Genomic DNA, 15504 nt, shown 5'->3' with positions numbered 1-15504 from the left:
CAGGACAGTCTACGTGCGCGTAGTGGCGAGTAGGTGTGTCATATTCAACGTGTGAAGTAGAGATGGTTATACCACGTGCTTTTTCTTCAGGCGCGTTATCGATCTGATCGAATGCCTGAGCTGCACCACCGTAAGTCTTTGCAAGAACTGTAGTGATTGCTGCAGTTAGTGTAGTTTTACCATGGTCAACGTGGCCGATTGTTCCCACGTTTACATGGGGTTTCGTACGTTCAAACTTTTCTTTTGCCATTTTTCTCGTTTCCTAAGTTAAAAGTCCGACCCAATACAGACCGGACCGAACCTTCATTAAGATTTAATTTCTAGATTCTATAATTGCTTTAGCAACATTGCTAGGCGCTTCAGAATAATTGAAGAACTCCATAGAGTATGACGCGCGACCTTGCGTTTGTGAACGCAGATCTGTGGCATACCCAAACATTTCTGAAAGAGGTACTTTCGCGCGTACAATTTTTACGCCCGCGACACCATCTTCCATACCTTCGATCATACCGCGACGACGGTTCAAATCGCCAACAACATCACCCATCCAATCTTCCGGCGTGGTTACTTCAACCTTCATTGTGGGCTCCAGCAATACCGGGTTTGCCTCGGTACAGCCTTTCTTGAATCCCATAGAGCCGGCGATCTTAAACGCCATTTCAGAAGAGTCAACATCGTGATATGAACCATCAAACAGCGTAACCTTAACATCAAGAACAGGGTAGCCTGCAAGTACACCACTTTGCAGCTGTTCCTGAATTCCTTTATCTACCGCAGAAATAAATTCTTTCGGTACCACACCGCCTACAATTTCATTAACGAATTCATAGCCAGCGCCTTCTTCCTGAGGCTCTATTCGCAACCACACGTGGCCAAATTGACCACGACCGCCAGATTGACGAACAAACTTGCCTTCTGCTTCCACCGTAGAACGAATTGTTTCACGATAGGCCACCTGAGGTTTACCTACGTTACATTCAACTTTAAATTCGCGCTTCATACGGTCGACAATAATATCTAGGTGTAATTCGCCCATCCCAGATATTATGGTTTGGCCACTTTCATCATCAGTATGGACTCTAAATGATGGATCTTCGGCAGCCAATTTGCCTAACGCCAGCCCCATTTTCTCCTGATCAGCTTGTGACCGAGGTTCAACGGCAATGGAAATAACCGGATCGGGAAATTCCATTCTTTCTAGGGTGATTATATGATTTGGATCACATAAGGTATCCCCAGTGGTGACGTCTTTTAGACCGATCGCTGCGGCTATGTCGCCAGCTCGGACTTCTTTAAGCTCTTCTCGGTCTTTAGCATGCATTTGTACAATACGACCGAAACGCTCTCGTTTACCTTTTACCGGGTTATACACAGTATCGCCTGTGTTCACCACACCGGAATAGCAACGGAAGAACGTTAATGTTCCCACAAAGGGGTCGGTGGCAATTTTAAACGCCAATGCCGAAAACGGTTCTTTATCGTCGGCGTGGCGTTCTGCTTCTGACTCATCGCCATCATCCAGTACACCTTGGATTGCCGGCACATCAATAGGTGCTGGCAAATATTCAATAACCGCATCAAGTACGGCCTGAACGCCTTTATTCTTAAACGCACTACCGCATGTCGCTAGCACAATTTCATTGTTCAATACACGAGTACGAAGCGCAGAGCGGATTTCCTGTTCGGTTAAGTCTTCACCTTCGAGATACTTATCCATCAGTGAATCAGACGCTTCTGCTGCCGCTTCTATCAACTCGGTACGATAGTGCTCTGCCTTTTCGGCAAGCTCTTCTGGAATCTCTTCATAGGTAAAGGTCATACCCATGTCTTGAGCATTCCAGTTAATGGCTTTCATCTTGATTAAATCGATGACGCCTTCGAATTCTTCTTCTGCACCAATATTCAATTGAATAGGCACACAGTTTGCGCCTAAGCGCTTTTTAATTTGCGCAACAACGCGCTCAAAGTCGGCACCGGCCCGGTCCATCTTATTGACGAAAACCAGACGCGGCACGCGATACTTATCAGCCTGTCTCCAGACCGTTTCTGATTGAGGTTCTACCCCAGAAGACCCACAAAAAACAACAACCGCACCATCAAGCACGCGCAAAGAACGCTCTACTTCAATGGTAAAGTCTACGTGTCCCGGCGTATCAATGATATTGATACGGTGGGTATCGTACTGCTGTTGCATACCGGCCCAAAAACAGGTGGTCGCAGCAGAAGTAATGGTAATACCACGTTCCTGCTCCTGCTCCATCCAGTCCATGGTGGCAGCACCATCATGTACTTCGCCAATTTTGTGCGATAGTCCTGTATAAAACAGAACACGCTCAGTAGTGGTAGTTTTACCTGCGTCTACGTGAGCTACTATGCCAATATTACGATAACGTTCAATTGGGGTCTTACGAGGCATACGACTCTCTCAGTTTAAACGTTGATTACCAACGATAGTGTGCGAACGCTTTGTTCGCTTCGGCCATACGGTGTACGTCTTCACGTTTCTTAACCGCAGAACCTTTGTTGTCTGCTGCGTCTAACATTTCAGCTGCAAGGCGTTGTGCCATGGATTTTTCGCCACGTTTACGTGCCGCTTCTACCAACCAACGCATACCTAATGCATTACGACGAACAGGACGAACTTCTACTGGTACTTGGTAAGTTGAACCACCAACACGGCGAGATTTAACTTCCACAGTAGGACGAATGTTGTCCAAAGCGTCTTCAAATACATCAAGGTGTGCCTTGCTGGTTTTTTCAGCAACAATATCAAGCGCACCGTAAACAATCTTTTCAGCAACTGATTTCTTGCCGTCGAGCATTACGACATTCATGAATTTAGCAAGCAGTTGAGAACCAAATTTTGGTTCAGGTAGGATTTTACGTTGACCTACGACTCTTCTTCTTGGCATTTCTATTCTCCGTATGAATTCAGGGAATTCCCAAAACTCTAATTACTTCAGTTTGGCCTTACTAACGGAGAACCGTTAAGACTTAGGCTTCTTGGCGCCGTACTTAGAACGGGCCTGACGACGGTCGTTAACGCCGGCGCAGTCTAATGTACCGCGAACAGTGTGATAACGAACACCTGGTAGATCTTTCACACGACCACCGCGAATAAGAACAACGCTGTGCTCTTGCAGGTTGTGGCCTTCACCACCGATGTATGAAGATACTTCAAAACCATTAGTTAAACGTACACGGCATACTTTACGCAGTGCAGAGTTTGGTTTTTTAGGCGTAGTTGTATATACACGGGTACATACACCACGTCTTTGTGGGCAAGCTTGCAAAGCAGCAACGTTGCTTTTCGCAACGGGCTGGCGGCGTGGCTTACGCACTAACTGGTTAACTGTTGCCATTAACTAGCTCCTGATTGAAAACAATAAAAACCCGATACCATGGCCGGGTCTGCTAAGACGGCTTATTGACCTTTAGGAAATCAAACGAAGGTTGCTCAACCCTTACCTGTTTTCCCATACAAAAAACCGCGTCCTGATTGGCTTAATCCAGAAAAAATCAGGATTAACCCAAATTCGGGTCGCGGAATTCTAATGATCTCATAAGCCACTGTCAAGGTGTACAAAGGATAACCAGAGGATTATTCTTTGACTGGCACCAAAACAAAGACGGACAGCACCAAATACTGTCCGTTTATACTTATTCGTCTGTAGAGTTATTACCACCTACTTCCGCATTCAATGCTTCAGTAAGGGCTTGTTCTGCTTCAGCAGCAGATACAGACATTTCTTCGATTTCTTCTGCACGTTTTGCCATCCGGCGTTCGTGGTAAGCGAAACCAGTACCAGCAGGGATTAATCGTCCAACGATTACGTTTTCTTTCAGACCACGTAAATCATCTTCTTTACCCTGTACAGCCGCTTCTGTAAGCACCCGTGTGGTTTCCTGGAACGACGCTGCAGAGATAAACGACTCAGTAGACAGCGACGCTTTAGTAATACCTAACAGTTGGGTCTCATAAAGCGCTGGCAGTTTGCCCTGTTTTTCCATCTCACGGTTTGAGATTTTCACATGGGCAACTTCAACTTGTTCGCCTTCGAGGAACTGGGTATCACCTGGTGCGGTAATAATACACTTACGCAACATCTGGCGAATAACCACCTCAATGTGCTTATCGTTAATTTTTACACCTTGCAGACGATAAACTTCCTGTACTTCGTTAACGATGTAGTTAGAAACTGCACTGATACCACGCAAACGTAAGATGTCATGAGGAGACTCAGGACCGTCAGCGATAACTTCACCACGTTCAACCTGCTCACCTTCAAACACGTTAAGTTGACGCCATTTTGGAATCATCTCTTCGTATGCATCGCCACCGTCGGTCGGTGTGATAACCAAACGTTTCTTACCTTTGGTCTCTTTACCAAAGCCGATGGTACCGGAGATTTCTGCCAATATAGCAGGCTCTTTCGGCTTACGGGCTTCAAACAAGTCAGCAACACGTGGCAGACCACCGGTGATATCACGGGTCTTCGAGCTTTCCTGCGGGATACGCGCTAACACATCACCAGCATGAGCCAGCTTGCCATCAGCCGCTTCAATGGTGGTAAAGCTAGGCAGACGAATTTCCTGCAATGCGCCTTCGTCGCTTTCAAGGATCAGCTTAGGTTCTTTTGAGTTAACCTTAGCAAGATCTTTCACCACGATACGGGTAAGACCGGTCAATTCGTCTTGCTGCATTTCCGTGTTGGTATCGTCAATATCAGCAAAAGTGATCTTAGACGGACGCTCAACCACAATTGGGTGACTGTGCGGATCCCACGTTGCAACAATTTGGCCTGGGGTGACTACTGCGCCGTCGTCTACAGACAAGATAGCACCGTAAGGCACTTTATAGCGCTCTTTCTCACGACCGTGGCTGTCGATGACCGTCAGTTCGGTAGAACGAGATACAATCACTACTTTATCGTCGCTGTTGCGTACGAATTTCGTGTTATGCATCTTCAGATTACCGTCAGTTTTAACCTGAACACTGTTTTCTGCTGACGCTCTTGATGCTGCACCACCGATGTGGAAGGTACGCATGGTAAGCTGTGTACCCGGTTCACCGATTGATTGTGCTGCAATAACACCTACCGATTCACCTTTAGCGACCATGTGACCACGGGCCAAATCACGACCATAACAGTTAGCACACACACCAAAGTCATTGTCACAGGTAATAACAGAACGCACCATTACCTGGTCAACAGAGTTAGCTTCAAGCATGTCAACCAAGGCTTCATCAAGTAGCACGTTACGTTCTACTAAGACTTCGTTAGTACCTGGTTTAAGTACATCTTCAGCCACTACACGACCGAGTACACGTTCACGCAGTGGTTCAACAACATCACCACCTTCAATCAGTGGTGACATCTTCACACCTTCAAAGGTGCCACAATCGGAGTTGGTAATAACCAAATCCTGCGCTACGTCAACCAGACGACGGGTAAGATACCCAGAGTTAGCGGTTTTCAGTGCTGTATCGGCAAGACCTTTACGAGCACCGTGAGTAGAGATGAAGTACTGTAATACGTTCAAACCTTCACGGAAGTTTGCCGTGATGGGCGTTTCGATGATGGAACCATCTGGTTTCGCCATCAAGCCACGCATACCAGCTAACTGACGAATCTGAGCGGCACTACCACGAGCACCGGAGTCAGCCATCATATAAACAGAGTTAAATGATGCCTGTTCTTCTTCTTCACCGTCACGGTTAATTACCACGTCAGTTTTCAGGTTTTCCATCATGGCTTTCGCGACTTTTTCGTTCGCGTTAGACCAAATATCGATAACTTTATTGTATCGCTCACCGGCAGTTACAAGACCGTTTTGGAATTGTTCCTGAATCTCGATAACTTCCGCTTCTGCCGCTTCGATAATGTCTTTTTTGGCATCTGGGATAACCATGTCATCAATACCAACTGATGCACCCGCTACCATTGCGTAATGGAAACCGGTATACATGATTTGGTCAGCAGCGATAACGGTATCTTTCAGACCCAATGTCCGATAACAGGCATTAAGCAATTTCGAAATCTGCTTTTTACCCATAGGCTGGTTGATGATCTCAAACGGCAGACCTTTAGGTAAAATCAAAGAGAAAATAGCACGGCCAACAGTGGTATCTGTCAGTGTCACTTTTTCTGTTTTACTACCATCTTCAGCAATATCATATTCGGTGATACGTACTTTAACACGGGCATGTAACTCAGCCGCTTCGGTACGATACGCTTTTTCAGCTTCGTGAGGGCTGGTAAATACCATGCCTTCACCTCTACCGTTAACCTTATCGCGTGTTAAATAGTAAAGACCTAATACAACGTCCTGTGAAGGTACGATAATAGGCTCACCGTTCGCAGGTGACAGAATGTTGTTGGTCGACATCATCAGAGCGCGGGCTTCTAGCTGCGCTTCAATAGTCAATGGCACGTGAACCGCCATTTGGTCACCATCGAAGTCGGCGTTGTAAGCAGCACACACCAAGGGGTGTAACTGAATCGCTTTACCTTCGATAAGGGTAGGTTCAAATGCTTGGATGCCCAATCTGTGCAAGGTAGGAGCACGGTTCAGCAATACAGGGTGTTCACGAATTACTTCGTCAAGTACGTCCCATACTTCTGGCGCTTCGCGCTCTACCAATTTTTTGGCAGCTTTAATGGTGGTGGCTAAACCACGGCCTTCTAATTTACCGTAGATAAATGGCTTGAACAGTTCCAATGCCATTTTCTTAGGCAGACCACACTGATGCAAACGCAACGTAGGTCCAACGGTAATAACAGAACGACCCGAGTAATCTACACGCTTACCTAGCAAGTTCTGACGGAAACGACCTTGCTTACCTTTGATCATATCGGCCAAAGATTTCAACGGACGCTTGTTAGAGCCTGTGATAGCACGACCACGACGACCGTTATCCAACAAGGCATCTACCGCTTCTTGCAGCATACGCTTTTCGTTACGTACGATGATATCAGGCGCCGCTAGGTCTAAAAGACGCTTCAGACGGTTGTTACGGTTGATAACACGACGATACAAATCGTTCAAATCAGACGTTGCAAAACGGCCACCATCGAGCGGTACCAACGGACGTAAGTCTGGCGGTAATACCGGTAATACCGTCATGATCATCCACTCAGGCTTATTACCAGACTGCTGGAATGACTCAAGCAACTTCAGGCGCTTAGTGATTTTCTTACGCTTAGTTTCAGAGTTAATACTTGGTAACTCTTCACGCATAGAAGCCACATCGGCATCCACGTCGAGGACTTTAAGCAAATCGAATACGGCTTCAGCACCCATTTTTGCGTCAAATTCGTCGCCATGCTCTTCTAACGCATCAAGGTATTCTTCTTCACTCAGCAGTTGGCTGCGTTCAAGTGTCGTCATACCTGGTTCTGTGACCACGTAGGATTCAAAATACAAGACACGTTCGATATCCCGCAATGTCATATCCAGCATCAAGCCGATACGTGACGGAAGGGATTTTAAGAACCAGATATGTGCAACCGGACTAGCCAGTTCGATGTGACCCATACGCTCACGACGCACTTTTGTCAGGGTAACTTCTACGCCGCACTTCTCACAGATAACACCACGATGCTTTAAACGCTTATACTTACCGCATAAACATTCGTAGTCTTTTACTGGTCCGAAAATACGGGCACAAAACAAGCCGTCACGCTCTGGTTTGAACGTACGGTAGTTAATGGTTTCAGGCTTCTTAACTTCACCGAATGACCAAGAACGGATCATGTCAGGCGATGACAGGCCAATTCGAATATTATCGAATTCTTCTGTCTTGTTTTGTTGCTTTAGAAACTTTAATAAGTCTTTCACATTACTCTCCCAGCGGAGTCAGTCTCTATAGCCCGGCGAACCGGGCCATCAAATCATACAATGGCGTAAGCCGTATTACTTTTCTTCCAACTCGATATTGATACCGAGTGAACGAATCTCTTTGAGCAATACGTTGAAGGATTCAGGCATGCCTGGCTCCATTCTGTGATCGCCATCCACGATGTTCTTGTACATTTTGGTACGACCGTTAACGTCATCAGACTTAACAGTAAGCATTTCCTGCAAGGTATAAGCAGCACCGTATGCTTCAAGTGCCCACACTTCCATCTCTCCGAAGCGCTGACCACCAAACTGTGCTTTACCACCAAGGGGTTGCTGTGTAACCAAGCTGTATGAACCGGTAGAACGCGCGTGCATCTTATCGTCAACCAAGTGGTTCAGTTTCAGCATGTACATGTAACCTACTGTTACTGGTCGTTCGAATTCACGTCCAGTCCGCCCGTCAAACAGTTTAATTTGTCCGCTTTCAGGCAGGTCAGCAAGTTTTAACATCGCTTTAATTTCTGATTCCTTCGCACCGGAGAAAACCGGAGTCGCAACGGGTACACCTTTGCGCAGGTTATCAGCCAAACGAAGTATCTCATCGTCAGTAAAGTTATCGATATCCACTTCTTGGTGAACATCACCCAAGGTATACACCTCTTTAAGGAAGGTACGTAACTTAGCTAACGCTTCTTGTTCTTTGATCATACGGTCGATCTTCACACCCAATCCATGAGCAGCCATGCCCAGGTGAGTCTCAAGAATCTGACCGATGTTCATCCGCGATGGTACACCCAGCGGGTTCAATACGATGTCTACCGGCGTACCGTTTTCATCGTATGGCATATCTTCCACAGGGATTACCGTGGAGATAACACCTTTGTTACCGTGACGACCGGCCATTTTGTCACCCGGTTGAATGTGACGTTTAACAGCAAGGTATACTTTAACAATCTTAAGTACGCCAGGTGCTAAGTCATCACCCTGAGTGATTTTACGACGCTTGTTCTCGAACTTCTTATCGAAATCAGATTTGATTTCAATATGTTGCTCGGTAATTTGATCAAGCTCGTTTTGCGCATCTTCGTTAGTCAATGGAATTTCTAACCATTTTTCACGAGGCATGCTGTCCAATTTGGCTTCGGCCACCCCTGCGTTAATTAGCAGGTTACGGGCACGGGCAAAAATACCATCGGCTAAGATATTAAACTCGTCAGACAGGTCTTTCTTAACCTGACGGAGTTGCATATCTTCGATTTCCATGGCGCGCTTGTCTTTCTCAACGCCGTCACGGGTAAACACTTGAACATCGATAACGGTGCCGTGAACCGAATTAGGTACACGTAACGACGTATCTTTAACGTCCGAGGCTTTTTCACCGAAGATTGCTCTTAACAGTTTCTCTTCTGGCGTAAGCTGGGTTTCACCTTTAGGTGTTACCTTACCAACCAGAATATCGCCGCCTTTCACTTCCGCACCAATGTAAACAACACCGGATTCATCCAACTTGCCTAACGCGGCTTCACCAACGTTAGGAATATCAGAAGAAATCTCTTCTGGCCCCAACTTGGTATCACGAGCGATACAGCTTAATTCTTGGATGTGGATCGTTGTAAAACGGTCTTCCTGAGCAACACGCTCGGAAATGAGGATGGAATCCTCAAAGTTATAACCATTCCACGGCATAAATGCGATACGCATGTTCTGACCCAGGGCCAGTTCACCTAAGTCCGTTGATGGACCATCGGCCAATACGTCACCAGCAACAATGGGCTCACCCACGTTACAAGTTGGGCGCTGGTTAATACAGGTGTTCTGGTTAGAACGGGTGTACTTAGTCAGGTTGTAGATATCAATACCGGCTTCACCAGGCAGCATTTCATCTTCATTAACCTTAATAACGATACGACTGGCGTCAACATAGTCCACCATACCGCCACGCTTAGCCACCACAGTAACACCAGAGTCAACCGCAACGGTTTTTTCCATTCCTGTGCCCACTAACGGCTTATCAGCACGTAATGTAGGAACAGCCTGACGTTGCATGTTCGCACCCATCAAGGCACGGTTTGCATCATCGTGTTCTAGGAATGGAATGATGCTTGCTGCAACAGATACGATCTGTTGAGGCGAAACATCCATATATTTGATTTCTTCTTTCGGCATCAACGTGGTTTCACCACGGTGACGTGAAGGAATAAGATCGTCAATCAAAGCGCCATTTTCATCCACAGCCACATTTGCCTGTGCGATTTTGAACTGGCCTTCTTCGATGGCAGATAAATAATCAATTTCATCAGAAATCACACCATCGACAATGCGACGGAATGGTGTTTCTAAGAAACCGAAATCATTGGTACGGGCAAAGCTCGCCAATGAGTTTATCAAACCGATGTTTGGACCTTCAGGTGTTTCGATAGGACAAAGACGACCGTAGTGCGTAGGGTGTACGTCTCGAACTTCAAAGCCTGCACGTTCACGGGTAAGACCACCTGGACCTAAAGCAGAAATACGACGCTTGTGCGTTACTTCTGACAATGGGTTGTTTTGGTCCATGAACTGTGACAACTGCGACGAACCAAAGAACTCTTTGACCGCTGCAGAAATCGGTTTAGCGTTAATCAGATCCTGAGGCATGATGTTGTCTAGGTCACCTAGACTCAAACGCTCTTTAACCGCACGTTCAACACGTACTAAGCCAACTCGGAACTGGTTTTCGGCCATTTCACCTACAGAACGGATACGACGGTTACCAAGGTGATCGATATCATCCACTTCATCTTTACCATCACGGATAAGAATCAGTTGTTGCATTACTGCAACGATATCGGCTTTATCCAAGGTACCTGAACCGGTGAGTTCTTCCCGTCCTAAACGGCGGTTGAACTTCATGCGGCCCACTGAAGATAAATCGTAACGTTCTTCCGCGAAGAAAAGATTTTCGAACAGGGTTTCTGCTGCATCTTTTGTTGGCGGCTCACCGGGACGCATCATACGGTAGATTTCTACCAATGCTTCCAAACGGTTTGTTGAGTTATCAATACGTAACGTATCAGAGATGTAAGAACCGTGATCCAATTCATTGATGTACAATGTTTCGAATTCTTTGATACCGGCTTGGCTTAATGCAGCCATGTTTTCCAGTGTCACTTCATCGTTTGCATTTACGATGACTTCGCCAGTATCTTCATCAATATGGGTACGTCCGTAGACACGCCCAATCATATATTCTGCTGGAACTTCAAGTTCAGTCACGCCGGCTTTTTCAAGGGCACGGGTGTGACGGGCAGATACACGACGACCGGTTTCAACAATCACTTCGCCTGCGTTGTCCTTGATATCGAACTGGGCGGTTTCACCCCGTAAGCGATCAGGAACCACTTCCATAAGCAGTTTATTGTCTTCGATACGAATGTTCACTTTCTCGAAGAATAACTCGAGAATTTCTTCGGTGGTCATCTCCAGCGCACGCAAAATAATCGTTGCAGGCAATTTACGGCGACGGTCGATACGCACGAACAGGTTATCTTTCGGATCAAATTCGAAATCTAACCATGAACCACGGTATGGAATAACGCGGGCGTTATACAATACTTTACCGGAAGAGTGAGTTTTACCTTTGTCGTGATCAAAGAATACACCAGGGGAACGGTGCAGCTGTGAGACGATAACACGCTCTGTACCATTAATGACGAACGTACCGTTCTCTGTCATTAAAGGTATTTCGCCCATGTACACTTCTTGTTCTTTAATATCTTTTACGGTACCTGGGGCAGCTTCTTTATCGAATAATACCAACCGCAGTTTTACTCTTAACGGGGCTGAATACGTGACGCCACGAATCTGACATTCTTTAACATCGAAAACAGGTTCGCCCAGGCGATAGCTGACATACTGCAGCTCAGAACTGCCTGAGTAGCTTTTGATTGGAAATACAGAGCGGAAAGCGGCTTCTAAGCCATATTGTCCATCTGCATCTATTTCAATAAATTTTTTGAAAGAATCTAGCTGGATTGAAAGGAGGTATGGAATTTCCAATACCTGTGGGTGTTTGCCAAAATCCTTACGGATACGTTTCTTTTCGCTATAAGAGTAAACCATGGGTTCCTCAGCCTGCTGATTTTTGACCCAACCTGCTGTCTGAACTTAATCAAACAACAAACTTCCACAACCCTTATTCAGGGTAATTTCATAGCATACAACAAAATTCAACTAATTTTTAGTTAACTTGTTGGTTTTATGCTTTTTTATGAAATTCCTGTTTGCGCTTGGTGAACTACAGTAAAGGGCTAGAAACTGTACACCCTACAGCGCAAAAAGGCTGGTGGTCAAAAATAACCACCAGCCTTGCCGTTTCAGGCAGGTAATCTGATTAATTCAGATTACTTGATTTCAACTTCAGCACCAGCTTCTTCAAGCTGCTTCTTCAGTTCTTCTGCTTCGTCTTTGCTTACGCCTTCTTTGATAGCTTTAGGAGCAGATTCAACTACTTCTTTAGCTTCTTTAAGACCTAGGCCAGTTGCGCCGCGAACAGCTTTGATAACTGCAACTTTGTTGCCACCGAATGAAGTCATTACAACGTCGAATTCAGTTTTTTCTTCAACTGCTGCTTCACCGCCAGCTGCTGGACCAGCTACAGCTACAGCTGCAGTTGCTTCAACACCGAACTTTTCTTCAGCTGCTTCGATCAATTCAACCAGTTCCATAACTGGCATTTCAGCGATCGCGTTTAAAATATCTTCTTTAGTCAGAGCCATTTCTCTAAACTCCTGGGATTAGTATGTTAAAAAATTCAAAATGCCAAAAACGAAAATTATTTTTCGTCTTTGATCGCCGCCAATACGCGCACAAACTTGGTAGGTACTTCGTTGATTGTTTGAACGAATTTGCCCACCGGTGCTTTGAAGGTTGCAAGAAGTTTTGCAAGCGCTTCGTCGCGAGTTGGAAGAGAAGCTACTGCATCCAGTTTTTCTGGACCCAATAAACCGCTGCCGATAGAAAGTGCTGTTACTTTTAGCTTATCGTTTCCCTTAGCAAAGTCTTTGAAAAGACGTGCTGCGCCGCCAGGGGCGTCAATAGAGAAACCATAGATAAGCGGGCCAGTAAGGGCGCTTTCTAAGTCAGCAAATTTACTGTCTGATAATGCGCGCTTAGCCAGAGTATTACGTACAACCTTAAGGTATACGCCTTGCTCACGAGCTTTTACACGCAGATCAGTCAGTTCTGCTACTTCCATCCCACGGTATTCAGCGACGGCAACGGATAGAGCGCGAGATGCAACGTCGGATACCTCTGCTACGATCTCTTTTTTTGCTGCTAAACCTAGTGCCACTGAGTTCACCTCTTAAAATCTGACTTTGGAATCGAATTTTCGATGCCGCCATCAGGGTTCACAGATTGATACAGTCGGGATAAGACTGTACCGCTCCACGGTGTTCCTGGTCCCAGAGAGTCTGAGTCGAAACCACCGTCTGCGCAGGCTTTTTGTTTTAAGTGACCCGTTGATTGCAGAAGTTCTCTTACCTCTTCTGCCGGGAAACGCCTGCGGTCTTGGACGGGAGCTATCGTTATTCGCTTCTGGCGATATACAACAGCTCCAACCCATAACCTTTAGAGAATCAGATGCACTTACGTCACCTGATAAAAGTCTTACAAGCCAACAGTGGCCTTATCAACAGTCAGACCTGCGCCCATAGTGGTGCTCAGACTAACTTTCTCGATGTAAGTCCCTTTAGCAGAAGAAGGCTTCGCCTTTTTCAATGCTTCAAGCAGGGCTTCGAGGTTTTCTTGAATTTGGTTCGCTTCAAAGGCAATTTTGCCGATGCTAGCGTGGATGATACCGTTTTTGTCGTTGCGATAACGAACCTGACCTGCTTTTGCATTTTTAACTGCAGTGGCAACGTCTGGGGTTACAGTACCTGTTTTAGGGTTAGGCATCAGGCCACGTGGACCTAAGATTTGACCTAATTGACCAACAACGCGCATGGCGTCAGGGCTGGCAACAACTACGTCAAAGTTCATTTCGCCTTTCTTAACTTGTTCAGCTAAGTCATCCATACCAACGATATCAGCACCTGCTTCTTTCGCAGCATCAGCATTGGCGCCCTGTGTAAACACAGCTACCCGTACTTCTTTACCCGTACCGTTTGGCAACACAGTTGCACCACGAACGTTTTGATCAGATTTCTTTGCATCGATACCAAGATTGATAGCAACGTCAATGCTTTCTGCGAACTTAGCGGTGGCCAGTTCTTTAAGCAAAGAAACAGCTTCGTTGATGTCGTAATCTTTAGTGGCGTCTACTTTTTCGCGGATAAGACGAGCGCGTTTTGTTAATTTAGCCATTCGATTAACCCTCTACGTTCAAGCCCATGGAGCGAGCAGAACCCGCGATAGTACGTACTGCTGCATCCATATCAGCTGCAGTTAGATCTGGCTCTTTAGTATTGGCAATTTCTTCCAATTGAGCGCGAGTAACCGTACCCACTTTTTCAGTGTTAGGACGACCAGAACCACTCTTGATGCCCGCTGCTTTTTTCAGCAAGTAAGAGGCTGGAGGCGTTTTGGTTTCGAATGTAAAAGAACGATCTTCGTAAACTGTAATTTCTACAGGTACTGGAGCGCCTTTTTCAATGCTTTCAGTTTTTGCGTTGAAAGCTTTACAGAATTCCATGATGTTCACACCATGTTGACCTAATGCAGGACCAACTGGTGGTGAAGGGTTAGCAGCGCCTGCTGCAACCTGTAGCTTAATTAAGCCAGTTACTTTTTTAGCCATAATAATGCTCTCGTTTGTGGGTCTAACGCCTTGCAAATACTCGAGAATATTTGCTCTAACGGCTCCCCGTTCCGTTCAAAAGGGCGCGTAATGTACAACAAATAGCCTATCCATGCAAGGGTGCTTGCCAAATAAATACGGAGAAACCGATAAAAAAACCGTTTATTGGATCAGTTACAACCTCAAGACGGTGTTGTCATACTCACCACTTGTTTATAACAACGGTTAAGGAGAAAAGTCCGATGACGGAACTCACTAAGCTTGAATCTCGCCAAGTGAATGGTGGGATACTTCTTTATCTTGCTATTGCTTATCAATATTTCAATGGCCTACAAGACGCCCAGAAATTTGGTGCTGGACTAGGCAGTGGTTTTTACGATGGTAAATATGGTCAAAGGAGCATCCCATAATGCATGAACTTAATAAACAACAAATTTCTGCTGTGCAAGGCGGTATCTATGGATGGTATCAATTAGGTTACGATATTGGCTATGCCGCAGGGTATTTTTATCGCAATGTTATGATCGGCAACGGTGTAATAGACGATTTAGCCAAGTCCGTTCGTTAACCCAACAAGGAGACAATGAAGGGTCGATTCCCTTCATTGTTTTTAGAATGAGTATAATCGTTAAATTTTTTCTTGTTTTTGGTCTGTTAAGCATGATGAACGGTGCATTCCAGTCCTTTGGGGGGGCGGGCAGAGAAATCACCGGCAGCTATTATGTCACAGGCTTTGTACACTTTAATATTGCGGTGACATTACACGTACTAGACCAGCTTACAAAACTGAAAAAACAGCTTAAGTATCAATTAAAGGACAACCAACCTTTAGATGATTCGGAAACAAAAAACCCAGCGTAATGCTGGGTTTTTATGTACTT

13 protein-coding genes are annotated in these 15504 nt (G+C 45.7%); 3 read left to right on the top strand and 10 right to left on the bottom strand.

What is annotated here, in order from left to right; translation table 11 throughout:
* The 10 genes from KO501_RS18230 to rplK form a co-directional block, all read right to left on the bottom strand.
* On the bottom strand, window positions 1-250 hold a 250-nt coding region (locus tag KO501_RS18230), incomplete at its 3' end, for a GTP-binding protein (protein WP_252728173.1).
* Window positions 251-313: 63 nt separating this feature from the next.
* Window positions 314-2416 carry an elongation factor G gene (gene fusA, locus KO501_RS18225; protein WP_216031113.1) on the bottom strand — a complete coding sequence of 701 codons (2103 nt, stop codon included), beginning with the start codon at window positions 2414-2416 and terminating at the stop codon, window positions 314-316.
* Window positions 2417-2441: 25 nt separating this feature from the next.
* Window positions 2442-2912, bottom strand: a complete 471-nt coding sequence (gene rpsG / locus KO501_RS18220) for a 30S ribosomal protein S7 (RefSeq protein WP_216031112.1) — start codon at window positions 2910-2912, stop codon at window positions 2442-2444.
* 75 nt (window positions 2913-2987) lie between these two features.
* A complete protein-coding gene (gene rpsL / locus KO501_RS18215; RefSeq protein ID WP_216031111.1) occupies window positions 2988-3362 on the bottom strand; it encodes a 30S ribosomal protein S12 in 375 nt (124 codons plus the stop codon).
* A gap of 298 nt (window positions 3363-3660) precedes the next feature.
* Complete coding sequence (gene rpoC / locus KO501_RS18210; protein ID WP_216031110.1) at window positions 3661-7842, bottom strand: DNA-directed RNA polymerase subunit beta'; 4182 nt, start codon at window positions 7840-7842, stop codon at window positions 3661-3663.
* A gap of 75 nt (window positions 7843-7917) precedes the next feature.
* Window positions 7918-11946 (bottom strand): DNA-directed RNA polymerase subunit beta, encoded by a 4029-nt coding sequence (gene rpoB / locus KO501_RS18205; protein ID WP_216031109.1) that lies wholly within the window; start codon window positions 11944-11946, stop codon window positions 7918-7920.
* Between the two features lie 281 nt (window positions 11947-12227).
* On the bottom strand, window positions 12228-12602 hold the full coding sequence (gene rplL / locus KO501_RS18200) for a 50S ribosomal protein L7/L12 (RefSeq protein ID WP_216031108.1): 375 nt from the start codon (window positions 12600-12602) through the stop codon (window positions 12228-12230).
* A 56-nt stretch (window positions 12603-12658) separates the two neighbouring features.
* Window positions 12659-13177 (bottom strand): 50S ribosomal protein L10, encoded by a 519-nt coding sequence (gene rplJ / locus KO501_RS18195; protein WP_216031107.1) that lies wholly within the window; start codon window positions 13175-13177, stop codon window positions 12659-12661.
* 317 nt (window positions 13178-13494) lie between these two features.
* Window positions 13495-14190: a 50S ribosomal protein L1 gene (rplA, locus tag KO501_RS18190; protein WP_216031106.1), complete on the bottom strand. Its 696-nt coding sequence runs from the start codon at window positions 14188-14190 to the stop codon at window positions 13495-13497.
* A 4-nt stretch (window positions 14191-14194) separates the two neighbouring features.
* A complete protein-coding gene (rplK, locus tag KO501_RS18185) occupies window positions 14195-14623 on the bottom strand; it encodes a 50S ribosomal protein L11 (protein ID WP_216031105.1) in 429 nt (142 codons plus the stop codon).
* A 242-nt stretch (window positions 14624-14865) separates the two neighbouring features.
* Between rplK and KO501_RS18180 the strand changes: the two genes are divergently transcribed.
* The 3 genes from KO501_RS18180 to KO501_RS18170 all read left to right on the top strand — a co-directional run bounded on the left by KO501_RS18180 (window position 14866) and on the right by KO501_RS18170 (window position 15484).
* Window positions 14866-15033 (top strand): hypothetical protein, encoded by a 168-nt coding sequence (locus KO501_RS18180; protein WP_216031104.1) that lies wholly within the window; start codon window positions 14866-14868, stop codon window positions 15031-15033.
* Entirely contained in the window at window positions 15033-15191 is a 159-nt protein-coding gene (locus tag KO501_RS18175; protein ID WP_216031103.1) for a hypothetical protein, read from the top strand. The genes KO501_RS18180 and KO501_RS18175 overlap by 1 nt, the downstream gene beginning before the upstream one ends.
* A gap of 92 nt (window positions 15192-15283) precedes the next feature.
* On the top strand, window positions 15284-15484 hold the full coding sequence (locus tag KO501_RS18170; protein WP_216031102.1) for a hypothetical protein: 201 nt from the start codon (window positions 15284-15286) through the stop codon (window positions 15482-15484).
* Window positions 15485-15504: the final 20 nt, after the last annotated feature.

The sequence above is a fragment of the Alteromonas sp. C1M14 genome, assembly GCF_018860965.1.
Lineage (GTDB): Bacteria > Pseudomonadota > Gammaproteobacteria > Enterobacterales > Alteromonadaceae > Alteromonas.
This window is presented reverse-complemented; position numbering and strand designations above follow the sequence as displayed.